This is a genomic window from Salinisphaera shabanensis E1L3A (assembly GCF_000215955.2).
GTDB lineage: Bacteria > Pseudomonadota > Gammaproteobacteria > Nevskiales > Salinisphaeraceae > Salinisphaera > Salinisphaera shabanensis.
The window spans coordinates 73,665-98,630 of sequence record NZ_AFNV02000015.1 but is presented as its reverse complement, the minus strand read 5'-3'; the positions used below and the strand labels follow the sequence as shown (position 1 = coordinate 98,630).

19 protein-coding genes, 2 pseudogenes and 1 riboswitch are annotated in these 24,966 nt (G+C 62.1%); of the genes and pseudogenes, 11 read left to right on the top strand and 10 right to left on the bottom strand.

The features are described 5' to 3' along the window. The first annotated feature begins 26 nt into the window (after positions 1–26). Together SSPSH_RS10900 and SSPSH_RS10895 are read left to right on the top strand one after the other, a co-directional pair. Positions 27–941, top strand: a complete 915-nt coding sequence (locus SSPSH_RS10900) for an alpha/beta fold hydrolase (protein ID WP_021031694.1) — start codon at positions 27–29, stop codon at positions 939–941. 53 nt (positions 942–994) lie between these two features. Then, positions 995–1,210 (top strand): DUF3820 family protein, encoded by a 216-nt coding sequence (locus SSPSH_RS10895; RefSeq protein WP_006914466.1) that lies wholly within the window; start codon positions 995–997, stop codon positions 1,208–1,210. 21 nt (positions 1,211–1,231) lie between these two features. Here SSPSH_RS10895 and SSPSH_RS10890 read toward each other — a convergent pair whose 3' ends face one another. Together SSPSH_RS10890 and SSPSH_RS10885 are read right to left on the bottom strand one after the other, a co-directional pair. Continuing rightward, complete coding sequence (locus SSPSH_RS10890) at positions 1,232–1,861, bottom strand: hypothetical protein (protein WP_006914467.1); 630 nt, start codon at positions 1,859–1,861, stop codon at positions 1,232–1,234. A 292-nt stretch (positions 1,862–2,153) separates the two neighbouring features. Further along, on the bottom strand, positions 2,154–3,548 hold the full coding sequence (locus SSPSH_RS10885; protein WP_006914468.1) for a YdgA family protein: 1,395 nt from the start codon (positions 3,546–3,548) through the stop codon (positions 2,154–2,156). A 358-nt stretch (positions 3,549–3,906) separates the two neighbouring features. Here SSPSH_RS10885 and SSPSH_RS10880 point away from each other — a divergent pair, with 358 nt between their 5' ends. The 4 genes from SSPSH_RS10880 (at position 3,907) to SSPSH_RS10860 (ending at position 9,390) form a co-directional block, all read left to right on the top strand. Beyond that, entirely contained in the window at positions 3,907–4,602 is a 696-nt protein-coding gene (locus SSPSH_RS10880; protein ID WP_021031693.1) for an NADPH-dependent F420 reductase, read from the top strand. Positions 4,603–4,925: 323 nt separating this feature from the next. Further along, complete coding sequence (locus SSPSH_RS10870; RefSeq protein ID WP_006914470.1) at positions 4,926–7,328, top strand: PAS domain S-box protein; 2,403 nt, start codon at positions 4,926–4,928, stop codon at positions 7,326–7,328. A gap of 36 nt (positions 7,329–7,364) precedes the next feature. Further along, the gene (locus tag SSPSH_RS10865) at positions 7,365–7,763 is read left to right on the top strand and encodes a response regulator (RefSeq protein WP_040607995.1); all 399 of its coding nucleotides are present in this window, start codon (positions 7,365–7,367) and stop codon (positions 7,761–7,763) included. After that, positions 7,744–9,390 carry a GGDEF domain-containing response regulator gene (locus SSPSH_RS10860; protein WP_006914472.1) on the top strand — a complete coding sequence of 549 codons (1,647 nt, stop codon included), beginning with the start codon at positions 7,744–7,746 and terminating at the stop codon, positions 9,388–9,390. The genes SSPSH_RS10865 and SSPSH_RS10860 overlap by 20 nt, the downstream gene beginning before the upstream one ends. Before the next feature lie 35 nt (positions 9,391–9,425). Here SSPSH_RS10860 and hslO read toward each other — a convergent pair whose 3' ends face one another. After that, positions 9,426–10,340, bottom strand: a complete 915-nt coding sequence (gene hslO, locus SSPSH_RS10855; RefSeq protein WP_006914473.1) for an Hsp33 family molecular chaperone HslO — start codon at positions 10,338–10,340, stop codon at positions 9,426–9,428. A 154-nt stretch (positions 10,341–10,494) separates the two neighbouring features. On the opposite strand from hslO, the gene SSPSH_RS10850 reads away from it, so the two are divergent. Then, complete coding sequence (locus SSPSH_RS10850; protein WP_006914474.1) at positions 10,495–11,805, top strand: MATE family efflux transporter; 1,311 nt, start codon at positions 10,495–10,497, stop codon at positions 11,803–11,805. A gap of 20 nt (positions 11,806–11,825) precedes the next feature. On the opposite strand, the gene SSPSH_RS10845 is transcribed toward SSPSH_RS10850, so the two are convergent. From SSPSH_RS10845 to SSPSH_RS10835, 3 genes are all read right to left on the bottom strand, one after another. Next, on the bottom strand, positions 11,826–12,308 hold the full coding sequence (locus SSPSH_RS10845) for a GNAT family N-acetyltransferase (RefSeq protein ID WP_006914475.1): 483 nt from the start codon (positions 12,306–12,308) through the stop codon (positions 11,826–11,828). A 21-nt stretch (positions 12,309–12,329) separates the two neighbouring features. Then, the gene (locus SSPSH_RS10840; RefSeq protein ID WP_006914476.1) at positions 12,330–12,755 is read right to left on the bottom strand and encodes a VOC family protein; all 426 of its coding nucleotides are present in this window, start codon (positions 12,753–12,755) and stop codon (positions 12,330–12,332) included. A 65-nt stretch (positions 12,756–12,820) separates the two neighbouring features. Further along, the gene (locus SSPSH_RS10835) at positions 12,821–14,047 is read right to left on the bottom strand and encodes an Nramp family divalent metal transporter (RefSeq protein WP_006914477.1); all 1,227 of its coding nucleotides are present in this window, start codon (positions 14,045–14,047) and stop codon (positions 12,821–12,823) included. A gap of 172 nt (positions 14,048–14,219) precedes the next feature. Between SSPSH_RS10835 and SSPSH_RS10830 the strand changes: the two genes are divergently transcribed. Then, positions 14,220–15,737 (top strand): Na+/H+ antiporter NhaC family protein, encoded by a 1,518-nt coding sequence (locus tag SSPSH_RS10830; protein ID WP_006914478.1) that lies wholly within the window; start codon positions 14,220–14,222, stop codon positions 15,735–15,737. 29 nt (positions 15,738–15,766) lie between these two features. Here the strand turns inward: SSPSH_RS10830 and SSPSH_RS10825 are convergent, their stop codons facing one another. Further along, complete coding sequence (locus tag SSPSH_RS10825) at positions 15,767–16,390, bottom strand: LysE family translocator (RefSeq protein ID WP_006914479.1); 624 nt, start codon at positions 16,388–16,390, stop codon at positions 15,767–15,769. 198 nt (positions 16,391–16,588) lie between these two features. Here SSPSH_RS10825 and SSPSH_RS10820 point away from each other — a divergent pair, with 198 nt between their 5' ends. Further along, positions 16,589–17,581 carry a DUF2235 domain-containing protein gene (locus SSPSH_RS10820; protein WP_006914480.1) on the top strand — a complete coding sequence of 331 codons (993 nt, stop codon included), beginning with the start codon at positions 16,589–16,591 and terminating at the stop codon, positions 17,579–17,581. Positions 17,582–17,609: 28 nt separating this feature from the next. On the opposite strand, the pseudogene metH reads toward SSPSH_RS10820, so the two are convergent. The 3 genes and pseudogenes from metH to SSPSH_RS10805 form a co-directional block, all read right to left on the bottom strand. Next, positions 17,610–20,312 (bottom strand): annotated as a pseudogene (metH, locus tag SSPSH_RS10815) (methionine synthase); the annotation flags it as partial. A gap of 70 nt (positions 20,313–20,382) precedes the next feature. Then, positions 20,383–20,760 (bottom strand): GxxExxY protein, encoded by a 378-nt coding sequence (locus SSPSH_RS10810; RefSeq protein WP_006914482.1) that lies wholly within the window; start codon positions 20,758–20,760, stop codon positions 20,383–20,385. A gap of 48 nt (positions 20,761–20,808) precedes the next feature. Further along, positions 20,809–21,843 (bottom strand): annotated as a pseudogene (locus SSPSH_RS10805) (homocysteine S-methyltransferase family protein); the annotation flags it as partial. Positions 21,844–21,977: 134 nt separating this feature from the next. Beyond that, positions 21,978–22,203, top strand: a riboswitch (cobalamin riboswitch). A gap of 144 nt (positions 22,204–22,347) precedes the next feature. On the opposite strand from SSPSH_RS10805, the gene btuB reads away from it, so the two are divergent. Together btuB and cobO are read left to right on the top strand one after the other, a co-directional pair. After that, entirely contained in the window at positions 22,348–24,291 is a 1,944-nt protein-coding gene (btuB, locus tag SSPSH_RS10800) for a TonB-dependent vitamin B12 receptor (RefSeq protein ID WP_006914484.1), read from the top strand. 49 nt (positions 24,292–24,340) lie between these two features. Next, on the top strand, positions 24,341–24,964 hold the full coding sequence (gene cobO, locus SSPSH_RS10795; RefSeq protein ID WP_006914485.1) for a cob(I)yrinic acid a,c-diamide adenosyltransferase: 624 nt from the start codon (positions 24,341–24,343) through the stop codon (positions 24,962–24,964). The last annotated feature ends 2 nt before the right edge of the window (positions 24,965–24,966 follow it).

Sequence of the window (24,966 nt, the reverse complement as noted above, 5' to 3'; positions counted from 1 at the left end):
GCCGCTGCCAGGATTGACGAGTCGCCATGACCACAACCAGTACATTGCCCATAGCGTTGAAAGGTGAGCGCCGCACGTTCGATACCGATAGCGGTACGATCAGCTATTATGTCGACCGCACATGCGGTAGCGGTGTTCCGCTGGTGCTTATTCACAGCATTAACGCGGCGGCTTCGGCATACGAAGTGAAACCGATTTACGATCACTACCGCGGTGCGCGGCCGGTCGCCGCGATCGATCTGCCCGGCTACGGTTTCAGCACGCGCCGCGCGATACGTTATACGCCGCGCATCATGACCGATGCGATCCATGCATGGATCGAACAGATCGCAGCCGAGACCGGCGCGGGTCAGGTAGACGCCGTGGCTTGTTCGGTCGCTTGCCAGTATCTGGCCCGGGCGGCCGAAGAACGTCCCGAGCGCTATCGCAGTGTTGGTTTGCTCAGCCCGGCCGGCGTCGACTCTGACGCCCAGGCCGGACAAAATGCCGAAGCCACGCGCGGCAAGCCGTGGCTGTATCGCGCGATTACCGGCTCGACGGCCGTATCCAAAACGCTGTTCGCCGGGCTCGCCAGCCGGCGGAGCATTCGCTACTTTCTGGAAAAGACCTTTGGCGGCAAGGACGTCGATCAAGGGCTCGTGGATTATGCCTACCGCAGTGCCCACCAGCCGGGTGCGCGTCATGCGCCGTGGTCGTTCTTATCCGGGTATCTGTTCAGTGCGGACGCGGCCGGTCTGTATCGGCGCCTGAGCCAGCCGGTATGGCTGGCCTACGGCACGCGCAGCGATTTTTCCGACGCCGCCGCGCGCGATATCGTCGAACAGCACACCGCGTCGACCGTGGTGTCGTTCGACACGGGCGCCCTGCCGCATTTTCAGCAGCTTGACGCGTTCGTCGCGGGCTATGATCGCTTTCTCGACACGCTCGACGCGCGCCACTAGAGCATATGCCCTGGTCTGTCGAACGCGCGCTTGGAACCGCCTGACAATTGCCGATGGATAGTGCGGATCTGCAAAAGCTGGTAACGCGCACGATGCCCTTCGGCAAGTACGAAGGCCGACTGATTGCCGATCTGCCGGGCCACTATCTCAATTGGTTTGCTCGTAGCGGCTTTCCGTCCGGTGAGGTCGGACGTCTGTTGGCGCTCATGCACGAGATCGACCACAACGGCCTGAAGTCGTTGCTGGCGCCGCTGCGCCGCGGGCACTGACCACGACGCCCTGAGTCGCGCTCAGCGATAGAAACGCGCCTTGAGCAGCGTGTCGATTTCGTCATAGAAACCGGCAAAACGATCCGCGGCGTTGGCCATGATCTTCGATAGCGCGGGATTGGGTTCGCGCTCGGCCAGCGTGGCCGCCATGTAGTGCTGCTGATCGACCGCGCCGAGCAGGCGAATAAGCAGCCCGCGCTCGAATGCGGTACCCGAATCGCCCACGACCGGGGCGAAGCGCTTGAGCGTGGCTTTCTTCTGCGCGTCGCGCGCGGCCTTGATGATCGGCGGGTCGATTTCACGGTTGATAGCCAGCGCGGGGTAGTCCGCCGTGAGTTCTTTCAGGCGCGTGGCGAGCTGGCCGCAGTAGTCGGTCACGTCGGTGACGACTTTCTCGACATCGTCGGATTCCACCTTCACATAAAAGATCTTGTCGACTTCCGATAGGCCGCTCGCACTGGAATAGAGATCGCTGTAGCCGGCATTGAGCTCGCCGCGCGTTGTCCGGCTTTCGGCATCGTTGGCCGTTTGCGCTTTGTCGTTCTGGCCGCTGACGACTGCGCAGCCACTGAGCGTGCCCATACTCAGCGCGACCAGCAGAATGCCGCGAGCGAGGTATCGCGCGCGATCGGATATCGGGTGTTCGTTCATGTTTGGGCTACGTGGCGCGCAACAGCGCGGATGCGTTGCGCTCACCCTAGCCCCTTTGAGCCGGTGCGGTGTCGAAAACGCCGCGGTGCCGATTCAATGGTGGTCGATGCCGGACCTGCGCCTGGCCGATTGGGCCAGGGCGTTCATGTAAGGGCTCGCGAACGCCCGGGCGTCGGCTCGGGCCGTCAATCGCCGGTGCGTGCTTGCCCCTGCCGGGCCGCTTGAGCAGCACACGCCAGCACAGGCGCGCTGTACGAACTCATCGTCGGTACAGCGCGCCGTGCCTGCCGGATTAGCGCATCAGGCTTTCGAATAGCGGTTGCAGCTGGCGTGCCGGAATGGTCTGGCCGTTGAGTACGACCTCATCCTTGCCCGCATGCAGGCGCACGCCCACCGCGTCGTCTTCACGCATGAGAAAGCCCTGTCGAACCATGCCGGTGATCTGCATCGGCAGCTCGCGCGCCATGGCCGGGTTTTCGCTGGCGAGATTCTTGGTCACCCAGTCGATCAGCTGCTCGTCGACAAACACATCGGCGTCGAGCGTCAAACGCTGTGCCATCGCGAGCATGGGCATGCGGCGGCGCATGTCGGCGACTTCCGGCGGTAGCTCGTCGTTTGAAATCAGGCCCGCACTCACCTTGCCCTGGGCCTCGCCGTGGCCGGTCTCGACGGGGGGAATCGTCACGCTCAGCTTGGGTGTGCCGGCCAGGATTTCCGGCGCGAGTTCGGTGAATACACGCGCCGACAACGCTTGCACGCGCTCGGGCGAATGCTGCGACGGGTCGATTTCACGCAGGGCCACGACGGCCTCTTGCAGTGGGCCAGCCTTCAGACCGGTCAGGCCCAGTTTGATGGCAGCCTGGTCGACCGACACATCGATGGGGTCGCCATCGTCGGGTTTCGCCTTGAGCTGCAGATCGGTGATGTCGTAGCCGGCGTGGAATTCGACGGTATCGTTGTCACCATTGGCGGTGTTGGCGTGCAGCCGCATGCCGTAGGCGAGGTCGAACGCGCCGGCATCGTCATACATGCGGTAGTGGCCCAACTTGGCTTCGAACCGGCTGTCCCAGTCCAGCTTCGCATCGGCTTCTTCGATATTCTCCATGGCGCTGCCATCGCCGCTTACCTGAATATCATCGACAACAAGATGACGGTTTTCTGCGTCCAGCTTCAGGCCGCCACCGTTGAGCTGTAGATCCACCTCGTTGTCATGGCGGGCGTAATAGCCTTTCAGACCCTGCCAGGTCAGGTGAACGCCGGGCTCGTCGGGCAAGTCCTTGTCGAACGCCGGCGATTGAATGCCGATACGGTAGCCGCCGCCAAAACCGAGCTTGGTGTTTGCCACCAACGGCGACTCGTCGAAGAAGTGGGCCATCTCGGGCGAGATATCGTTGGGCAACGCGCTATGGATACGTGCCCAGCCGAATACGAAGAGCGGACCGTGGGTGATCTCGTGCTCGACATCGAACGTCGTGTCCTCGATCTGTACCCGGGTGACGGCATGCGAATGCAGCCAGCCGCGCTCGTAATCCGTGAGCTCGATGGGGTAGCCGTACTCGGTCTTCGCTTGGGCAATGCCCTCACGGAACTCGGTCTCGACCTTGGCGCCGATGAAATAGGGTGCAACGACCGCGACCAGTATCAGCAGTATCACGACCGTAGTGATACTGATTGCTTTCTTGCTCATCGACTGCTCTTGTGCTGGGGGCTGGAAAGGCGGAAAGTCTAGGGATTGGTTTGCGCCTATGCAGCATTTTTGTGCAAATAGGCCACGTTCGACGATGAGTGCCCCGGAAGCACCTGTTTTCGTGAGGTAATCGTTGTATCCGGAAACTATCGTCTAATGCGCTGATCTGAAAAGATATTTTGTCTGCGCGAAAGTGGCGGCCATTAAGGGCCCTGCCAGGCGGCCGCCGGCGGTGTTTCAGACCGCCGCTCACCTGTGCATGGCGCGTGTAAAACGCAGGAAAAACGCACGGGTTCGCCGCTGAACGCTGGCTATGCGTAGACTCAAGGCGCACCTTCAATTTCGCGATGAGCCTGCCATGACCACGCCGTATAGCCGACGAGCCCAATCCGCCCGAGTCTGCCGGTCGCTGCGCTGGCTGAGCATGCTCCTGCTCGGGGTGGTGCTCGTGAGTACGGCCGTACAGGCCGCCCCGGCCGCTGAAAAGGCGCCGATCTCGAGCACCATCGCCGTGATCGGTGCGGGTGATATGGGGCAAGCGCTGGGTAATCTGTGGGCTGCCGCCGGTTATCGCGTGATTTTCGCTACGCGTCATCCGGACACGCTGGGTGATGTGGTCGAGCGCGCTGGGCATGGCGCCCGCGCCGCCACGGTGGCCGACGCGATCGAGCAGGCGGGCATAATCGTGCTCGCGGTGCCGTATGCCGCCGAGCCGGCGATCGCCAGGGCGCACGCAGTGGCGATGAAGAACAAGGTGCTAGTCGATGTGGATAATGCCTTCGAGCATCGCGATGGCAAGATCGCAACAAAAGCGGAGGCGGTGGGCGAAGCCATCTACTCCGCACGCTTGTTCGAGGGCACTCGCTTCATTCGTGCCTTCAACCTCAACAGTGCCCACAGTTTTCCGACGCCCGCGATGGTCGAATCGGCCGATTTCGAGGTGCCCTACACGGTCAACGACGACAGCGTAAGGCCTATGGCCGAAGCGTTGATTCACGATACCGGCGGTACACCGGTTTACGAGGGCGGGCTGGAAAACGCGCGTGAATACTAGCGCGCTGGTTTTTTTACGCCTTATAGCCCAGGCCAGCGAAATACGCGGCTGCCGCCTGCGTCCCGTCCCGATATTCGCTGTGGAGCGCAGGCCATGCAGTGATGCGCCCGATCGCTAAGCGGCCGCGAGCCACGCACACGATGCGATTTGACGCGACCCTGCCGATAGGAGCCGCACATCGGCGCAACTGCTGACCCGCCATGCCGTTGCCGGGAAAGTCTGCGCGCGCTAACAATGCAGCTCGGGATGCGCGTCTTTCTACAGAATATCGATAAAACCGCCGATATTGAGCGCCGGGGTCGAAAAACACGGCGTGATGAGCAATGGCTGTACCTGCAAACGAGATGTCGGATGCGACGATGATCGACGAAGCACAGCGGCTACGTGTACTCGATAAGTACGCGCTGATCGATAGCGAACAGGAACCCGAGTTCGATGCCATCACGCGCCTGGCCGCGCGGCTGTGCAATGTGCCGCATGCGCTGATCACGTTCATCGATTCCGAACGCCAGTGGTTCAAGAGCCGCTACGGCGTCGAGACAATTGAAGCGCCGCGTGAGATTTCGATGTGTGCTCAATTGCTTGGCGAAGACGGGCTGATTGAGATCCCGGACGCCAGCGGTGACCCGCGGTTCGCAGAGAACCCGATGGTGACCGACGCGCCGCATGTGCGTTTTTACTGCACCATTATTCTCAAGGTCGAAGGCGGTCATCGGTTGGGCTCGCTGTGCGTATTCGACTCCAATGCCGGGCCAATGTCCGATTACCAGCGTGCGGGGATGGAGGACCTTGCAGAACTGGCCGTCGCCCTGATCGAGCGGCGCGTGGCCCGGCGCGCTGCAGAAACGCGCGAAGCCATGCTCGGCAGCCTGCTCGAAGCGTTGCCCGGTGGCGTGGTCGCCTGCGACGCCGAAGGTGAACTTACGCTGTTCAACTCGCGAGCGCGCAAGTGGCACCAAAGCGATCCGATGCAGATACCGCAGGAACAGTGGGCCGAGCACTTCGATCTGTATGAAGCCGATGGTGAAACACTATTCCGGTCCGAAGGCGTGCCTTTGGTGCGTGCGTTGGCGGGTGAGCATGTGCGTGATCTCGAAATGTGTATCAAGGCCAGCGGACTGGCGCCGCGCGATGTCCTTTGCAGCGGCCAGCCTTTTTTCGACTCTCAGGGCAATCTGCTCGGTGCTGTAGCGGCCATGTTCGATATCACGGCCCGCAAGGCGCATGCGCGGGAGATCGCCCAGGTACGCCTGTACCTGCAGGCAGTGGTCGATGCCTCGACCGAAGTCGCCATCATGGCTCTTGATAACGAGGGGCTTATCACCCTATTCAACCCCGGCGCGGAACGGCTGCTGGGTTACAGCTGGGCCGATGCGGTCGGCCATATGAACCTGATCGACCTTCACGCTCCGGATGAACTGGCCGCGTTTGTGGCCGAAGTGGAGCTCGAAACCGGGCGGGCACTCACACCGCTCGAGGCGATCACGGCCCGACCCTTGCGCGGCCAGATTGAAAGCCGCGACTGGCACTTTCTCTGCGCCGATGCGAGCCGCCGCGTGTTGCGGCTTGTGCTCAGTGCCATTCGCGATCATACCAATGGCGTAATAGGATTTCTCGGCATCGCCATCGATCGGAGTCAACTGCTGGCCATGGAGCAGGCGTTGCACAGCAGCGAAGCGCGCTTTCGTGCCGCCTTCGACAGTGCTCCGCAGGGTATGGCGCTGGTTTCGCTCACAGGAAAATTCATTGAGGTCAACCAATCGCTGTGCGAAATGTGGGGCTGTACGCGCGAACAGGTATTGGCGACGGATTTCCAGACGCTGACCCACCCCGACGATCTTCATAATGATCTCCATCACGTGCATCGCCTCATCAAGGGGGAAATCAGCTCCTATCAGCTGGCCAAGCGTTATTTCGCCAGCAACGGCGATGTGGTGTGGGCGCGGCTTTCGGTATCGCTCACGCGCGACAGCCGCGGCAGGCCGATGAACTTCGTTGCCCAGATCGAGGATATTACGGCCGAGCGCCAGCTCGATCGCATGAAAAGCGAGTTCGTGGCGGTGGTCAGCCATGAGCTACGTACGCCGATTACCTCCATCAAGGGCGCGTTGGGGTTGATCAACTCGGGCGCGCTCGGCGCGATGCCGGCTGGTTTCCAGGAAATGATGTCGGTCGCCGAACGTAACGCCGATCGGTTGGGGCTTCTGGTCAACGATCTGCTGGACTGGGAAAAGCTGGCGGCAGACAAGGTGGCATTCGATCTACAACCCCACGATCTGCGCGGCTTGCTTGAAGAAGCGGTGATCAGCAACAGCGGTTATGCCGGTAGCTTTGATGTGCGCGTCGTATTGGACGGCGACGAATCCGTTTGCGTCACTGTCGATGCGTTGCGTTTCGGCCAGGTGATGGCCAATCTCCTGTCCAATGCGATCAAGTTCTCGCCGGCGGGCGAGCAAGTCACGGTTACCTATGGGCAAGGAGCCGAGTGCGCCGTGGTTACCGTCGCTGATAACGGCTCGGGCATACCGGCCGCGTTCCAGTCGAACGTCTTCCAGCTGTTTGCGCAGGCGGAAAGCGGCAATACGCGGCGCCAGGGCGGGACCGGTCTCGGACTCGCGATCACCAAACAACTGGTCGAATACATGCACGGCCAGATCGATTTCGAAAGCGTGGAAGGCGTAGGTACCACATTCCGCGTGAACTTGCCGCTTCAAAACAAGATTTAAAAGCAAACGAGGATCACGGCAGTGACAGGCGAGGTAATCGTGGCTTTACAACGGGTATTGCATGTCGAGGACGATGAATCAATCATCGCGATCGCGCGTGTAGCCTTGGAGACGTTGGGCGGGCTGACAGTGCTTAGTTGCAGCAACGGCAACGATGCGCTCGAACAGGCGCCGGCGTTCGATCCCGAGCTTCTCCTGCTCGATGTAATGATGCCGGGTATGGACGGGCCGACTACATTGGTCGCCCTTGCCGATGTAATCGATCTCGATCGCATCCCGGTTGTGTTCATGACCGCAAAGACGCAGCCTGCAGATCATGCGAGCTACTATGCGTTGGGGGCTGCGGCGGTTATCGTCAAACCGTTCGATCCGCTGAAACTCGGCGAACAGCTCAAGGAAATATGGGACAAGTTTGATGCCGACGCCCTCGATTGATGTCGCACAACAGCTGGCGCAGATGCGCCGGGACTATGGTGTTGGCCTGCGTCAGGAGCTGGCCGAACTCTCGACGTGGGCGCAGACGGCTGCGAGCCGGTGCGACAGTGCGTCCGAGTGGCAGGCCGTGCGCGATCGTGTGCACAAGATCGCGGGAGGTTCATCGACCTTCGGTTTTATCGAGGTCGGTCAGAGTTGTCGCGTCTGCGAGCGTGAGCTGGACGCGATTCTCGGTGGCCGCGCGCCCGCCGTTTACGACGGTATCATCGAACGTTTGGCCGCTCTGCCGGAGCTGCTTGCTGGCGCCGAGGTCGGCCCGGACGGCGAATACGAGGTCGTTGAATCCCTGGGTGGCGCGGCAGGGGATGTCGAGGAACCTCTGATCTATGTTCTCGAAGACGAGCCTGAAACCGGCGCGCACCTGAGCCAGATTCTGGAGAGCTTCGATTATCGCGTACGATTGTTCGACGATAGCCGTGCCTTGCGCGCCACGTGTCGCACGCAGCGACCGGACGCGCTGATTCTGGATCTGCACTTCACCGGCGCGGATGACATCGGCGGTCTGGAAGTCGGCGAGTCCATTCAGGCAGGGATGGACAAGCCGCTGCCGATGTTTGCCAGTGAACAGTCCACCGATTTCGAAACACAGCTGCGCGCGGTGCGGGCAGGCGTGGTCGGTTTTCTGGCGCAGCCGCTGGACCCGATTCGGGTGACGGCCCTGCTCGAAAGCCATATGCGTGCGCACCGCGCCGCTCCGCTACGCGTGCTCATGGTCGACGACGACAAGGCCATGCTCGATTATCATCGGCTTGTGTTGGAAAGTGCCGGCTTCACGGTGAAGACGCTCAGCGAGCCGGATGCCACGCTCGCGGTCATGGAGCACTTCAATCCGGACGTGCTCGTGCTCGACGTGCGCATGCCCCGCTGCAGCGGGCCCGAGCTTGCACAGATGGTGCGTTACCAGCCGCGCTGGTTGCAGGTTCCGATCATGTACTTATCGGCAATCGAGGATGCCAACGCCCAGCTCGAGGCCATGACCAAGGCCGGCGACGATTTCCTGATCAAGCCGATCACGCCCAATGCGTTCGTCGCCTCCGTTCAGGCGCGCGCGCGGCGCGCCCGCGAGCTGTCGGCGGCACTCTCGCGCGACAGTCTGACCGGCCTACTCAAGCATGCCGATATCAAGGAGCGTATGGCCACCGCGCTGGCGCAAGCGCGTCGCCGTGACGAACCGATTGCCGTGGTCATGCTCGATATCGATTTCTTCAAGCGCGTCAACGATACCTACGGCCATCTGGTCGGTGACGAAGTCATCCGTGCGCTGGCCAATCTGTTGCGTCGTCGTCTGCGCGTGTCCGATATGCTCGGCCGCTACGGTGGCGAAGAGTTCGTCGTGGCACTGCCCGATTGCGGCGAAGCCAAGGCCGTGGAAATCATCGACGAGCTGCGAGAATCGTTTTCGCAGTTTCAATTCAGTGCCGGCAGCGAGTCTTTTACATCGAGCTTCAGCGCCGGGGTTAAAATGCCCGGCGCCGACGAGGATATCCAGGCGGTGATCGCTGCTGCCGATGAGCGCTTGTACGCGGCGAAGCGGGCTGGCCGCAATTGCGTGGTCGGCCATGGCTAGCGTGGCGCGCGAGCCCGCTTTGGCCAAAACCGTATCTAGTGCACTGTCGGCGGTTCGGCGTCGGGGTTGTCGATCAGCGCTTCGACGTCGGCCGGCGTGAATACATAAACCGTGTTGCAGAAATGGCACTGCGTTTCGATCTGGCCCTGTTCTTCCAGCACGCTGCGTAGTTCGTCGGCGCCAAGTTGATGCAACGCGCGGCCAAAGCGCTCGCGTGTACAGGTACAGCTGAACTTCACGGGCGCCGGATCGAACACCCGCGCGTGTTCCTCGTGGAACAACCGGTGCAACACCTGTTCCGCGCCGAGGCCGGTCAACTCGTCGCCGGTGATCGTATCCGCCAGATGATTGATGCGATCCCAGGCGTCGTCGTCGCGTTCGCCCTGCGCTTGCGGGTTGTCTTCCGGTAGCTTCTGAATGAGCAGGCCGGCCGCGCGCTCGGCATCGGTGGCCAGCCATAGCCGGGTCGGAAGTTGTTCGGACTGGGCAAAATACGCTTCCAGGCACCCGGCAATGCTCGGTTTATCGAGCGCGACGATACCCTGATAACGCTGGCCCTCTTCGGGGTCGAGCGTAATCACGACGTGTCCGCCTTGGGCCAGCGCCTGCAGCGTGGGTTCTTCGATCGTGGCCAGCGCGTCGTCGTCGAAGCGGGCGACGCCGCGCAGGCGCTGGGCGCGCTCGCCCACGCCGGGGTTCGATTCGGCCATGAGCAGTTTCAACGCGCCCTTGCCGCGAAATTCGATACTCAGCGTGCCATCGAACTTGATCGTCGCAGTCAGCAGCGCGCAGGCTGCCAGCAACTCACCCAGCAGGCGTTCCACGGCCAGCGGATAGCCGTGGTCGGCGATCGCATGCTGATAGGTGTCTTGCAGCTGTGCGATCTCGCCGCGAACCTGGGTATCGTCGAAAATAAAGCGCTGCAGTCGATCGGTGGGCATGGCGGACATTGGTGTTCTCCTCGGATCAACCGACAAAATGCGTGCGGCGCGCCGCGAATTCAATGCGTGACGCTCAGCGCGTGTCGCACGAGATGATAAATTGCGCGGCCCCGGCACGCGCGGCGTTAAGCGCCCCCGCCATTTCGCATCGACAGGTCGCGCCATGACAGGCACCGATACACAGGCCCCGGTCACCGCCCGCCGGATTCTTGCGCTGGCGATCCCGGCGCTGGGCGTGCTCGCAGCCGAGCCGCTTTATGTACTGGTGGATACGGCCGTGGTGGGCCATCTGGGTGCAAAGCCGTTGGCCGGGCTGGCGCTCGGCGGCACCGTGTTGTCGGTGCTTACCAGCCAGCTGACGTTTCTTTCCTATGGCACGACGGCACGCACCGCCCGTCTTTATGGCGCAGGGCGTCGCGCCGAGGCGGTCGCCGAAGGCGGACAGGCGACTTGGCTTGCGATTTTCGTTGGTTTGACGGTGCTGGCGCTCGGTCAGCTGTTCGCCCATTCCATGTTGTCGGCCCTGGCCGGCAATCCCGATGTGGCGGATGCGGCCGCGTCCTGGCTGCGGATCGCGTTGATCGGCGCGCCGGCGATTCTGATCACGCTTGCCGGTAATGGCTGGATGCGCGGCGTGCAGGATACGGTCCGACCGCTCTATTACATTCTTGCCGGCAATATTTTATCGGCCATCGCCTGCCCCGTACTGGTTTATCCGCTGGGGTTCGGGTTGGAAGGCTCGGCCATGGCCAACGTACTGGCCCAATACACTGCGGCCTCGCTGTTCTTGCGGGCGCTGCGGGTCGAGCGCGCGATGGTGCGCCCGCGCTGGGCGATCATGAAAGCGCAGATGGTGCTTGGCCGCGATCTGATTCTGCGTAGCGCATCGTTTCAGATCTGTTTTCTATCGGCTGCGGCGGTGGCTGCACGCAAATCCGCCGCAGCGCTGGGCGCGCACCAGATCGTCTATCAGCTCTGGGTGTTTCTATCGCTCATTCTGGATTCGCTTGCGATCGCGGCCCAGGCGCTGATTGGCGCCGAACTGGGCGCAGCCCGCGTCGATCGGGCCAAGGCAGTGGCCTGGCAGATCACCCGTTATTCGTTCGGCCTGGGCGTGTGTCTCGCCGTGCTGTTCGCCGCCCTCGCCGGTGTGCTGCCGCGCCTGTTCACCAACGACGCGGCCGTACTCGCCCAGATTCCCCATGCCTGGTGGCTGTTCGTGGCCCAACAGCCGGTGGCCGGCATCGTATTCGCGCTCGACGGCGTGCTGCTCGGGGCCGCGGATACGCGTTTTCTGCGAACCACCACGCTGGCCTGTGCCCTGGGCGCCTTTTTGCCGTTGATCTGGCTGTCCTGGGCGTTCGGCTGGGGGCTGGCCGGGATCTGGGTCGGGCTGACGATGTTTCTGGTTACCCGCATGGTAGCGGTGGTCTGGCGTACCCGCACCGGGCACTGGGCGATCACGGGCGCCTGAAGCGGTTCGCGAAAAAACGCTCAGCCGGCCGCGAAGCGGGCGAGTGCGTCGCCGGCCAGCCGATAGGTGGTCCATTCCGACTGCGGCCGTGCGCCCACCGATTCGTAGAAATCGATCGCGGGCGTGTTCCAGTCCAGCACGCTCCATTCGAAGCGCCCGCAGCCTTGGTCGACCGCCAGGCGGGCCAGATATTGCAGCAGCGCCTTGCCGGCACCGCGACCGCGGGCTTCGGGCGTCACGTAGAGGTCTTCGAGATAGAGGCCGTTGCGGGCGAGCCAGGTGGAATAGCTGTAGAAGCACACCGCAAAACCGACCGGATCGCCCGCGTCTTCGCAAATGAAGGCAAAGGCCCGCGCGCCGTCATCGAACAGCGATTGTTCGACCGTGGCCTCGGTGGCTACTACTTCGTCGAGGGCTTTTTCGTAGATGGCCAGTTCGCGCACGAAGCGCAGAATCAAGGGCACGTCGGCGCGTTCGGCCGTGCGAATGTGTAAATCAGGCATGGAGATCGATCGGTTGTGAGCTTACTTGGCGAACAGCTGGGCGCGGTCGGCAAACGCCTTGAATTCGAGCGCGTTGCCGCAGGGGTCGAGTAGAAACATCGTGGCCTGTTCGCCGGGCTGACCCTGAAAACGAATATGCGGCTCGATCACGAAATCGGTACCGCGTTCGCGCAGGCGATCGGCCAGCGTTTCCCATTCAGCCCATTCGAGCACGATGCCGAAATGGGGAATCGGCACGTCGTGGCCGTCGACCGGATTGGTATGGGCATTGTCCTGGGACGGCGTTTTCGGGTGTTCGTGAATGACCAGCTGATGGCCATAGAAATCGAAATCCACCCACTGATCGCTCGAGCGGCCTTCGCTCAGGCCGAACGTTTCGCCATAAAAACGACGCGCGGCGGGCAGATCATGAACCGGAATGGCCAAATGAAAAGGTGACAGCGCCATCACAATGTCCTGAAACAAATGTCAGGCGCTCGATTGTGGCCAGCCGTGGCGGCGACGGCAACCCGCTAGCTGGAAACCACGCCGAACACGCTCAGTAGCGTATACAGACCGAGGCCGGTAGCGACGACCACGACGAATGCGCCCAGCAGATTGCCGACGAGCCCGTTGCGGTGTTCGCCAAGCAGGTCGCGGCGGTTCATGACCACGAGCAGGAATACCGCGATCAGCGGCAGCAATATGCCGTTGGCGGCCTGGGCGATCACGATCGCCTGAACCGGCTTCGTGCCGAACCAGGCGAAACCCATGCCGATGACGATAATTGCGGCCCAGATCGCGCGAAAGCGATGACTGGCCAGATCGGGTTTGACGCCGAGCGCGCCAGACACCGCGTAGGCCGCGGCCAGGGGTGCAGTCACCGAGCTGGTCATGCCGGCCGCAAACAGGCCAATCGCAAAGAACCATTTCGCTGCCGGGCCGAGCAGCGGCTCAAGCTGGCTGGCCATCTGGCCGGCGTCCTCGATCGCCGTCTCGCTGTTAAAAAACGCCGCGGCTGCCGTGATCACGATGGCCAGCGTAATCAGCCCGCCCAGTGCGATCGATAGGCCGCTGTCCAGGCGTGATTCGGTCAAGGCGCGTTCGGTGGACACATCGCGCGGCCATTTGTCCTGCACCGCAGCCGAATGCAGGAAGAAGTTGTAGGTGACCACCGTGGTGCCAACGAGTGCGATCAGGGTCAGCACCGAGCCTTGCGGCAGGCTGGGCGTGAAAATGCCGGCGAGTATGGCGCCGATATCGGGCCGCACGATAATGGCGGTCAGGATGAACACCACGCTCATGGTCAGTACGAGTGCGACGAGTACCCGTTCGATGAGTTTGTAGTGGCCGGTGGCGAGCAACGCCAATGCCGCGGCGCCGACGATCAGCGCCCAGACGCGTGTGGATAGGCCGGCGATGGTCTCCAGGCCCAGCGCGGCGCCGGTGATATTGCCGGTCTCGAACGCCGCCGTGCCGAAGCCGATCGCCACGACCACGAGTACGATCACAGCCCAACGCAGCAATGGAGAGTCGAAGCTCTGGCGCAACGCTTCACCCAGGCCTAGCCGCGCGACGATACCCAGCCGCGCACTCATTTCCTGTAGCACGAGCGTGGCGAAGATCGAGAACACCAGCGCCCAGAGCAGCGCATAGCCGGTCTCGGCGCCGGCCACGCTCGCCGTGGTAACCGTGCCGGGGCCGATGAAGGCCGCAGCCACCAGAAGTCCGGGGCCGAATTGCTGGAGCCTTTGCAGCATGGGGCACTCGTGTCGAAAGACGGCGGGAACACCTGAGGTCGATTAAAACACAGTCGCCGCTGTCGCGCGGATCACCGACGTATGCCTTCAACATGCATAAAAATAATGCCAACCTGAATAAAGACATTCTGGAGGGGCGCCTGCGCAACGAGCGCCGCGGGGCAGTTATTGCATGGATCTGATCATTTCTCTCACGCCGCCGCTGGCGGCGGTGCTGCTGGCGCTCGCGACGCGTCGCGTCAATATCTCGTTGTTCCTTGCCATCTGGATCGGCGGCTGGTTCGTGGCCGGCAACCCGGTAGCTGCGGTCGGCCAGACCTTCGACTGGTTCGCCGAGGTGATGACCGACGAATGGAACGCCCGTTTTCTGGTGCTGGTCTCGTTGCTGGGCGCCGGGGCGGCGTTCATGTATCGCACCGGCGGTTCGCACGCGGTATCGCGCTGGCTGTCGCGGCGTATCTCCACCGGGCGCAGCGCTCAGCTGCTGACCTGGCTGCTGGGGCTGGTTATCTTTTTCAACGATTACGTCAATTCGGTGATCGTGGGTAACGCGACACGGGATCTGACCGGCGAACATCGCGTCTCGCGTGAAAAACTGGCTTATCTGCTGGATTCGACCTCAGCGCCCATGGCTACGCTGGGCCCGGTATCGGACTGGATCGGCTATCAGGTGTCTTTGATCGCGGCTGCGTTCACGGCGTTAAGCCTGACTACGGAAAAACCCTATATGGCTTTCCTGCAGTCGATTCCCTGGAATTTCTATGCGCTGCTGTGTCTGGTGGCGGTGCCGACGATCATCCTCCTCGGGGACTTCGGGCCCATGCGTGCTGCGGAAAAACGTGCCGATGACGACGGCGATCTGGTGGCGCCGGGCGATACGCCGCTATCGTCGATCGAAAACGATCTCGGCGAAGCGGATACCGAAAACGGGCGGCTATATCACTTCCTGTTGCCGCTGGGCGTACTGCTTGGCGTGGCCTGCTGGGCGCTGTGGTATACCGGCGGCGGCGCCGAGGGCAAGCCGCTCATGGATGCACTGGCTGATACCGATGTGGCCGTGTCGCTGTCCTGGGCCGCGTTTGCCATGGTGTGCACAGCCTTGGGCCTGGCCCTGCTGCAACGGCATACGCTCGAAGCCTGTGAACAAACCCTGCTGGCCGGTTTTCGTACCATGCTGCCCGCGCTGGTGATCATGGTGCTGGCGTGGACCATCGGCACCGTCACCGGCGCGCTGGATACGGGCGAGCACGTGATCGAAGCAACGCGCGACTGGCTCTCGCCCGGGCTCTTGCCGGTGCTGATCTTCGCGATCGCGATGGTCATCTCGTTTGCGACCGGGAGCTCATGGGGCGCAATGGCCATTCTCACGCCGGTCGCGGTACCACTGGCCTACAACATCGGCGATATTACGCTCGTGCACATGGCAATCGGCGCGATCTTCTCGGGCTCGATCTTTGGCGATCACTGCTCGCCGATTTCGGATACCACGGTCATGTCGTCGATCTTCGCGGGATCGGATCATATCGCCCACGTGCGTACGCAGATTCCCTATGCGCTGGTGCCGGCGGCCGTGGCCGGGCTGCTCTATATCGCCTCGATGGTGGTTTCGTCGGCATGGCTGCTGCTGGCCGCAGGGCTGGTCGTTCAGACGATCGCCATCTGGTTGATTACGCGCATGCCGTCGGATTGAGCCCGCTGTCTGCGCGCCGCAGGCGGGTTTCAGTCCAGCGCCAGCCACACGCCGACGGCCATCATCAGGCTGCCGGCCACGCGGTTGAGGCGCACCACGTTTCGCGGCTCGCGCAGGAAGCTACGCACGGCATGGCCGCCGCTGGCATAGACCAGCAACGAACAGAATTCGATGGTCAGAATCGCGCCGACCAGCACCAGAAGCTGGGGCGCCAGGGCGTTGTCGCGGTCGAGAAACGGCGGCAGTAAAGCGATGAAGAAAGCCCAGCCCTTGGGGTTTGCAATGGCCGTGACAAAGCCCTGGGTGATCAGCCCGGCCGGGCGTAGTGTGTCGCCGTTCCGGTTGGCGGCCGGCAAGGCCGATTCGCCGCTGGCGCGCCACATCGCGATACCCAGATACACCAGATAGGCGCCGCCGACGAGCTTGAGTGCCGTGAACAGCATCGGATAACTCAACATCAGCGTCGCGGCGCCGATGACCGCGGAAATGGCCACCAGCCCCACGCCCACCAGCTCGCCGGCCATCATCCAAAGCGTGCGGCGCACGCCGATGCTCATGCCCAGGCTCAGCGACAGCATCATGCACATGCCGGGGGTCAGCGAGACCAGCATGAAGGTGGGAACAAACACGGATAATTTCGGCAGGTCGAACATCGTTGCGGCGTGTTGCGGCGTGTGTCGCGGTGGGCGAACGCGTTCAAGCGTCTACGGCTGACGGCGGGCGCTATTCTAGCGCCCGCCCGGCGCGCTTTCGACCGGCCGCAGGCTGGCGGTGTAGGCACACATCCGGATTGTAGTGAGTGGTAATCGCTGTGACCGTGGCCGTCCTATTTCCCCTCGGGCGATCGCCCCATGGCCAAGAACATCGTCGTATGCTGTGACGGCACGAACAGCCAGTTTGGTGGCTCGAACACCAATGTCGTTCATCTCTACAAGGCGCTCGTGACGGACGCGCCGGATCAACGTGCGTTCTATGAACCGGGCGTGGGTACCTTTGGCGCCAAGTTCTTTGGCCTGAACGTCGGCAAGACCCTGGGCAAGGGGCTGGGCGCGGCGTTCGGCTATGGCATCACCCAGAATCTGGAACGCGCCTATCGTTTTCTTATCGACACCTACGCACCCGGTGATCGTGTGTTCCTGTTTGGCTTCAGCCGGGGTGCGTTCGCGGCGCGCACGCTGGCGGCACTCATCGACCAGGTGGGCATACTCGAGCCGGGCGATCGCGATCGTGCCCGGGAAACCATCAAAGCCTGGCTCGATGGCGACACGTCGGCCGTAGAGCGCTACCAGCAGCCGTTGACGCGCTGTGCGCCGCATTTCGTTGGTGTCTGGGAAACCGTTGGCGCACTGGGCGTTCTGATTCGGTTGCGTCGCTTTCGCAATAACAAGCTCAGCCCCGGTGTATGCCATGCGGTCCACGCACTGGCGATCGACGAACAGCGGCGCAAGTTCGAACCCACGCCCTGGAACGAGCAAGAGCTCAAACCGGGCCAGCATGCCCGCCAGCTCTGGTTCGCGGGCGTGCACAGCGATGTCGGCGGCGGCTATGAAGAGCGTGGTCTGGCCGATCTCACTCTAGGCTGGATGCTGGAACAAGCCAAGGCACAGGGCCTGGAACTGAAGCCGGAGGCATTCGACCGGCTGCAAGGCGATCCCGCCGGCAAGCTGCATGACTCCTACGACGGCCTCTGGCGTGTGCTCGGTCGCTATGTGCGTCGCCCGAAACGCGACGACGCGTTCCATCGGTCAGTCGGCGAACGCCTGCAACGGCGCCCCGACTATGAACCGGATAATCTGCCGGCCGACGTACGTAAACGTCTGAGCGAAGACGCGTCAGACGGGTGACGCGCGGCAATGCAACAGCCGGGCGGCGCTATTCCTCGCCGCCGCCCGGTTCGTAGCCGAGGTTGGGGCCGATCCATTTTTCGGCGGTGGCGATATCCCAGCCCTTGCGCTTGGCGTAGTCCTTGACCTGATCCTTGGCCACGCGCCCGACCACGAAATAGCGCGATTCCGGGTGGCTGAAATACCAGCCGGATACCGCCGCACCCGGCCACATTGCACGCGATTCGGTCAGTTCGATACCGGTTCGTGCCTCCACGTCGAGCATCTCCCAGAGCGTGTCCTTCTCGGTATGTTCCGGGCAGGCTGGGTAGCCCGGCGCGGGCCGGATACCCTTGTACTTCTCGCCGATAAGATCTTCGTTGGCCAGCGTTTCGTCTGCGGCATGACCCCAGAGTTCGGTACGCACGAACTTGTGCAACCATTCGGCGAATGACTCGGCCAGCCGGTCCGCGAGCGCTTCGACCAGAATGGCGTTGTAGTCGTCGTTCTGAGCCTTGTAGCGTTCGACGATGTCTTTCGAGCCGAGTCCGGCGGTGACCGCAAACGCGCCTACCCAGTCGGGTTTGCCGGCATCCTCGGGCGCGATGAAATCGGCCAGCGAGCGGTTGGGCACGCCTTCGCGATGCTCGCTCTGCTGGCGCAGGTTGTGCATAACGTGCACGGTTTCGCTGCGATCGTCGTTCAAAACATGGATATCGTCGCCCACACGCTGAGCGGGGAAAATCCCTGCAACGCCCTTCGCGGTAAGCCATTTCTCGTCCACGATCTGCTTGAGCATGGCCTGGGCTTCGTCGAAGAGCTTGCGTGCTTCCGGGCCCTTGTTCGGATCGTTGAGGATATTGGGATAGCGCCCCTTCATCTCCCATGACAAAAAGAACGGCGTCCAGTCGATCGTATCCACGAGCTGCTCGAGCGGGAAATCCTCGAACACATAGATGCCGGACTCGTCGCTGGCTTCGCCGCTGATATAAGGCGGGGCTTCGCGCAGGGCATATTCGGTGGTCTCGGGCAGCTTCGGCCGCGGCGGCTCGTAGTTGTCCCAATCGAGTGCTACGCCGTTCGCGCGGGCCTGGGCCAGGGTCAGGAACTTGTCCTTCTTCTTGTTGGAATGGCGCTCGCGCAGCTTGTCGTAGTCGTCCTTGAGTTCGGCTTCGAGTTTGGCGCGCGCATCCTTGCTGACCATGCGCGAGGCCACCGGCACCGAGCGGCTGGCATCCTTTACCCACATGACCGCGCCGTTGTAGGCCGGGTCGATCTTGACCGCGGTATGGGCGCGTGAGGTGGTCGCGCCGCCGATGAGCAGCGGCGTGTTCATGCCGCGACGCTGCATTTCGGCGGCCACGTTCACCATTTCGTCGAGCGAGGGTGTGATCAGGCCGGACAGGCCGATGACATGGGCGTTGTGTTTTTCGGCGGCGTCGAGAATGTCGTTCATCGGCACCATCACACCGAGATCGATCACCTCGAAGTTGTTGCACTGGAGCACCACGCCGACGATGTTCTTGCCGATATCATGTACGTCGCCCTTCACCGTTGCCATGATGATGGTGCCGTTGTTGGAGCCCTTGTCGGCCTCTTCCTTTTCTTCTTCGATGAACGGCAGCAGGTAGGCCACGGCCTTTTTCATCACGCGCGCGGATTTCACCACCTGCGGCAGGAACATCTTGCCGGCGCCGAACAGATCGCCCACTACGTTCATGCCGTCCATGAGCGGGCCTTCGATGACATCCAGCGGCCGGCTGGCCTTCTGGCGGGCTTCTTCGGTGTCTTCGGTCACATAGCTGTCGATGCCCTTGACCAGCGCGTGCTCGAGACGCTTATTGACTTCGAATTCGCGCCAGGCCAGGTCTTCTTTGGAATCCTTTTTCTTGCCCTTGCCTTTATATTCCTCGGCCAGATCCAGCAGACGTTCGGTGGCGTCGTCGCGCCGGTTGAGCACGACGTCCTCGCAGGCCTCGCGCAGCTTGTCCGGAATGTCGTCATAGACTTCCAGCTGGCCGGCGTTGACGATCGCCATGTCCAGCCCCGCTGGAATGGCGTGGTAGAGAAATACCGAATGCATGGCCTGGCGCACGGTTTCGTTGCCGCGAAAGGAAAACGATACGTTCGACAGACCGCCGGAGACGTGACAGCCGGGGCAGGATTCACGTACGCGCTTCGTCGCGTTGATGAAATCCACGGCGTAGTTGTTGTGTTCTTCGATACCGGTGGCGATCGCGAAGATATTGAGATCGAAGATGATGTCTTCGGGCGGGAAGTCGAGCTTGTCCACAAGCAAGGCGTAGCCGCGCTCGGCAATCTCGACCTTGCGGTCTTCGGTATCCGCCTGGCCGGCTTCGTCGAAGGCCATGACCACCACGGCGGCGCCGTAGTCCAGACAGGCCTGGGCCTGTTCCAGGAACTTGTCTTCGCCTTCCTTGAGCGAGATGGAGTTGACCATCCCCTTGCCCTGGATGCATTTCAGCCCGGCTTCGATGACCTCCCATTTCGAGGAGTCGACCATGACCGGCACCTTGGCGATATCCGGTTCGCCGGCGATCAGGTTCAGGAACTTGCGCATGGCCTCGACCGAGTCGAGCATGCCCTCGTCCATGTTGATATCGATGATCTGGGCGCCGTTTTCGACCTGCTCGCGGGCGACCGAGAGCGCGGTGTCGTAATCTTCTTCCTTGATCAGCCGTTTGAAACGCGCACTGCCGGTGACGTTCGTACGCTCGCCGATATTGATGAAGTTGATTGCTGAGGTCATAAGTCGGTTCTATCCGCGTATTACGCAGATTTCGCAGATTTGAAAAAAGCGGTCAGTCGCTCGATCGGATGAAGCGTCGGTATTGCAGGGTGGTCTGGCCAAAGTTCAGAAGCAGGCCCACCGAGGCGTCGGACGCCTTCAGATAATGAATGGTCTGCGCCTTTTCGTGCTTGGCCAGATCGGCAACCGACCGCAGTTCGACAATCACGTTCTCGTAGCAAATGAAATCGGCGCCGTAGTCACAGTTCAGATCGCGGCCCTTATAGCGCACGGGCAGCGCGACATCGCGCGCGCACGGGATATCGCGTTCGCCGAATTCGAGTGCGAGCGCCTCCAGATAGACGCCTTCCGGATAACCATTGCCGAGCGTGCGATGCACTTCCATGGCGGCGCCGATAATGGCGTAGGTTTCGGGATCGCGATCATCCATGCGAGACGCCGACCGAGTTGCGGGTATCCAGAGCGCCGTTCATCAGGCCGATGCCGTAAACGGCTCGAGTCCGGACAAACGCATCGCACGCTTGATGTCGGGGCGCTGGCGCGGTGCCTTGCCCTCAACGGCCTGGGCAATCGCACCGATATGCTCAGGCGTGGAGCCACAGCAACCGCCGGCCATGTTGAGCAGCCCGGAATCCGCCCATTCGCCGATATGTTCGGCCATTTCGTCGGGCGTGAGGTCGTACTCGCCGAACTCGTTGGGCAGACCCGCGTTCGGGTAGGCATGCACATAGCATGGCGCGATGCGCGACATTTCGGCCACGTAGGTACGCAGTGCGTCCGGGCCCAGCGCGCAGTTCAGGCCCACGGTGAGCGGGCGCGCATGGACCACCGAGTTGTAGAAGGCCTCGGTGGTCTGGCCGGACAGGGTGCGACCGGACGCGTCGGTGATGGTGCCCGAGATCATCAGGGGGACGTCGATGTTTCGCTCGCGCAGGATCTTGCGATAGGCATAGATCGCAGCCTTGGCATTGAGCGTGTCGAAGATGGTTTCCATCAAAATGATATCGACCCCACCCTCCAGCAACGCTTCGGCCGCTTCGCCATAGGCCTTGGCCAGTTCGTCGAAGTCGGTATTGCGCTTGCCGGGGTCGTTGACGTCCGGCGAGATCGAGGCGGTACGGTTGGTCGGCCCGATTACGCCGGCTACCCAGCGCGGCTTGTCGGCGGTGGCGTATTCCTCGGCCACGCTGCGCGCGATCTTCGCGGCTTCGATATTGAGCTCCACCGCCAGGTCTTCCATGTGGTAATCGGCCTGCGCGATGGTCGTGGCCGAGAAGGTATTGGTCGTGAGGATGTCCGACCCGGCGGCGGCATATTGCGCCGTGATATCGCGAATAAGCTCGGGCTTGGTGAGCGTGAGCAGGTCGTTGTTGCCCTTGAGATCACTTTCCCAGTCCGCAAAACGCTCGCCGCGATAGTCGGCTTCGTTCGGGTCGTGGTTCTGGATCATCGTGCCCATGGCGCCGTCGAGTACCAGGATGCGCTCGGCCAGCGCGTCTATCAGATCGCTCATGGATACCTTGAATGTGTGTATAGGGGCGCAGTATATCCGTTTATCCGGATAGACAGGAACCCGGCGCTCGCCTGGTTACGCCTTCAAACCGGTGCTGGGGTCTTGTGGCGCTTGACGGCAGGGGCCGGCCTGCTAGGCTTCGCGCTATCGCAGGTGTCCAGGCGTGCAAGCGCCTGGGTGAAACGGGAAGCCGGTGCGTTGCCACGAGAAATCGTGTCGACAAGGCCGGCACTGCCCCCGCAACGGTAAGCGAGTTGGGTTCGACACATCGGCCACTGGGCGTTTGGCCCGGGAAGGCGTGTCGAATGGCCTGCAAGGGCGCTCGCAAGTCCGGAGACCGGCCTGCGATACGAGGCAACGACATCGCGGCGGGCGATGAGACGGCAAATCGGCGATGCGTGTGTTCTGGCGCGTCGACGCCCCCGTTTCTCTTTTCGACACGCTGTCGTGGCCGCTTCTATCGCGGCGCACGGGCGTGTGCGTCTAGGGATTCCTGGGGGAACCATGTTCATTAATCGTCTTTTTACCGGCGTGCCAGTGCGTGCCGTATTGCTGTGCGCGGCATTTGTGGCCGGGCCCGCTGCCGCGCAGACAGCGGCCCAAACCTCTGCCCAAGGCAGCAATTTCGATTCCACGAGTACAGCCAGTGCGGCCCGCCTCGACGATATTCAGGTTACCGCAACACGGACCCCGCAGCGCGTGAGCAATACACTCGCTGCGACGACGGTCATCGACCGTGACGACATCGAGCGCCTGCAGGCGCGCTCGGTACGCGATCTGCTACGGCGTACGCCGGGTCTGACTGTTACCAACAACGGTGGGCCTGGTAAATCCACGTCGATCTTTCTGCGTGGTACCGAATCCGACCACACGCTGGTGTTGGTCGATGGGGTGGAATACCGCTCGGCCACCGCTGGGCAAGCGGCGATCGAGGATCTGCCGGTCGAGCAGATCGAGCGCATCGAGATCGTACGCGGTCCACGGTCGTCGCTCTATGGCTCGGATGCGATAGGCGGCGTGATTCAGATATTCACCCGCAACGGACGCGGCGTGAGCGGCACCCGGCCATATTTCCAGATCGGCGCCGGCAGCGATAGCACGTATGAAGGCCAGGTCGGCCTGTCCGGCAGCGACGACAATTCACACTACAACCTGAGCGTGAGCGGCCAGCGTACCGACGGCTTCGATGCCTGTACGGCCGATGCCGCCGGCACCGGCGGCTGTTTTACCGACGAGCCGGACGACGACGGCTACGACCGCGTCTCGGTGGCCTTCAACTACGGTCACATCTTCGACAACGGCGTCGCATGGGAGCTGAATTTTCTGCGTGCCGAAAGCAGCGTCGACTTCGACGGTACGGCCCAGAATTCGAGCGACGCGATCCAGCAGATCATTGGCACGTCGCTGAGTTGGCGACCGATCGAAACCTGGCGTACCAAACTCGCCTACGGCAACAGCCGGGACGATTCGGATAACTTTCTGGACGGCCAATACGTTACAGCCTTCGAAACCCAGCGCCATCAGCTGAGCTGGCAGAACGACATCACCCTGCCCAACGACGATCTGTTCACGCTCGGCCTCGACTACAAGCATGAAAGTGTCGACGGCGATAACAACGGCGATCGTCGCAACGATTTCGGCGGCGCGGGGCGCGAGGACAGCCGCGATAACAAAGGCGTGTTCGTACAGTACCTGGGCGACTGGGGCCGCCATCATGTCCAGCTTTCAGGCCGTGGCGACGATAACGAACAATTCGGCGAGCATGCCACCGGCAGCGCGGCCTACGGCATCGACTTCGCCGAAAACTATACCGCCAGCATTTCCTACGGCACCGCGTTCAAGGCACCGACCTTCAACGAGCTGTATTTTCCCAACTACGGCAATCCCGAGCTGGATCCGGAAGAGTCGGACAGCGTTGAAGTGGGCCTCGACGGCGATCACGGCTGGGGCCGCTGGTCGTTGCATGCTTACCAGACCGAAATCGACGACCTGATTGCCTATGATTCGGCCACCTTCGCGCCGGCCAATATCGAGGACACTCGTATCCGCGGCGTGGAAGCCAGTGCTGGCACCGTGCTGGCGGACTGGCAGCTCAATGCCCAGTTCACCTGGCTCAAAGCCGAGAACCGCACTTCGGGGCCGAATAAGGGCAACGACCTGCCACGCCGGCCCTCGCATTCGGCCCAGTTCGATGTCGATCGTGCCTTCGGGCGCTACAGTGCGGGGGCGAGCCTGACCATCGCGGATTCGAGCTACGACGATGCCGCCAACGACAACGAACTGGACAGCTATCAGCTCGTCGACCTGCGGGCCTCGATGCAGGTGGCGCGCGACTGGCTGGTACAGGCCACGTTGAACAACGTCTTCGACGAGGAGTACCAGACCGCGCGGTTCTACAATCAGGCTGACCGCAACGTCTTCTTCACGCTGCGCTACCAGCCGCAGTAGCCTTAACCCGCGCGGCCCACACTCGGGCCGCGCTACCAACGGAGTCCTCATGAGCGACGATACCCGCAGCGACGATGCCAAGGCCGAGCGCCACAAGGCAACGATGCAGAAACAAAAAGCCCGTGTGGACGCCGCCATCGAAGCCGCCGACACCGAACGCGGTGTACTGTTGCTGCTCACCGGCAACGGCAAGGGCAAGTCATCCTCGGCGTTCGGCATGGTCATGCGTGCGCTGGGCTATGGTCATCGTGTCGGCGTGGTGCAGTTCATCAAGGGCCAGCAGCTCTCCGGTGAAGAGATCTATGTTCGTGATCATTGCCCGCAGGTGGCCTTTCACCAGATGGGCACCGGCTTTACCTGGAACACCCAGGATCGCAGCGGCGATATCGCCGCTGCCGAGGCGACCTGGGCGAAGGTCGAGCCGATGCTTACCGACCCCAGCTTCGATCTGGTGGTTCTCGACGAGCTGACCTACATGATCGGCTACAGCTATCTCGACGAACAGAAAGTGCTGGATGCGCTGGCCAATCGCCCACGCGAACAGTCGGTGGTGGTCACCGGCCGCGGCGGTGGCTCGGCCCTGCGTGAACTGGCGGATACGGTCTCCGAGATCAAGGACATCAAGCACGCCTTCAAGGCCGGCATCAAGGCGCGCAAGGGCGTCGATTACTAGTC

Coding starts and splice junctions, on each gene's coding strand:
- SSPSH_RS10900 (WP_021031694.1), top strand. CDS start 27: ATGACCACAACCAGTACATTGCCCATAGCGTTGAAAGGTGAGCGCCGC.
- SSPSH_RS10895 (WP_006914466.1), top strand. CDS start 995: ATGGATAGTGCGGATCTGCAAAAGCTGGTAACGCGCACGATGCCCTTC.
- SSPSH_RS10890 (WP_006914467.1), bottom strand. CDS start 1,861: ATGAACGAACACCCGATATCCGATCGCGCGCGATACCTCGCTCGCGGC.
- SSPSH_RS10885 (WP_006914468.1), bottom strand. CDS start 3,548: ATGAGCAAGAAAGCAATCAGTATCACTACGGTCGTGATACTGCTGATA.
- SSPSH_RS10880 (WP_021031693.1), top strand. CDS start 3,907: ATGACCACGCCGTATAGCCGACGAGCCCAATCCGCCCGAGTCTGCCGG.
- SSPSH_RS10870 (WP_006914470.1), top strand. CDS start 4,926: ATGGCTGTACCTGCAAACGAGATGTCGGATGCGACGATGATCGACGAA.
- SSPSH_RS10860 (WP_006914472.1), top strand. CDS start 7,744: ATGCCGACGCCCTCGATTGATGTCGCACAACAGCTGGCGCAGATGCGC.
- hslO (WP_006914473.1), bottom strand. CDS start 10,340: ATGTCCGCCATGCCCACCGATCGACTGCAGCGCTTTATTTTCGACGAT.
- SSPSH_RS10850 (WP_006914474.1), top strand. CDS start 10,495: ATGACAGGCACCGATACACAGGCCCCGGTCACCGCCCGCCGGATTCTT.
- SSPSH_RS10845 (WP_006914475.1), bottom strand. CDS start 12,308: ATGCCTGATTTACACATTCGCACGGCCGAACGCGCCGACGTGCCCTTG.
- SSPSH_RS10840 (WP_006914476.1), bottom strand. CDS start 12,755: ATGGCGCTGTCACCTTTTCATTTGGCCATTCCGGTTCATGATCTGCCC.
- SSPSH_RS10835 (WP_006914477.1), bottom strand. CDS start 14,047: ATGCTGCAAAGGCTCCAGCAATTCGGCCCCGGACTTCTGGTGGCTGCG.
- SSPSH_RS10830 (WP_006914478.1), top strand. CDS start 14,220: ATGGATCTGATCATTTCTCTCACGCCGCCGCTGGCGGCGGTGCTGCTG.
- SSPSH_RS10825 (WP_006914479.1), bottom strand. CDS start 16,390: ATGTTCGACCTGCCGAAATTATCCGTGTTTGTTCCCACCTTCATGCTG.
- SSPSH_RS10820 (WP_006914480.1), top strand. CDS start 16,589: ATGGCCAAGAACATCGTCGTATGCTGTGACGGCACGAACAGCCAGTTT.
- SSPSH_RS10810 (WP_006914482.1), bottom strand. CDS start 20,760: ATGGATGATCGCGATCCCGAAACCTACGCCATTATCGGCGCCGCCATG.
- btuB (WP_006914484.1), top strand. CDS start 22,348: ATGTTCATTAATCGTCTTTTTACCGGCGTGCCAGTGCGTGCCGTATTG.
- cobO (WP_006914485.1), top strand. CDS start 24,341: ATGAGCGACGATACCCGCAGCGACGATGCCAAGGCCGAGCGCCACAAG.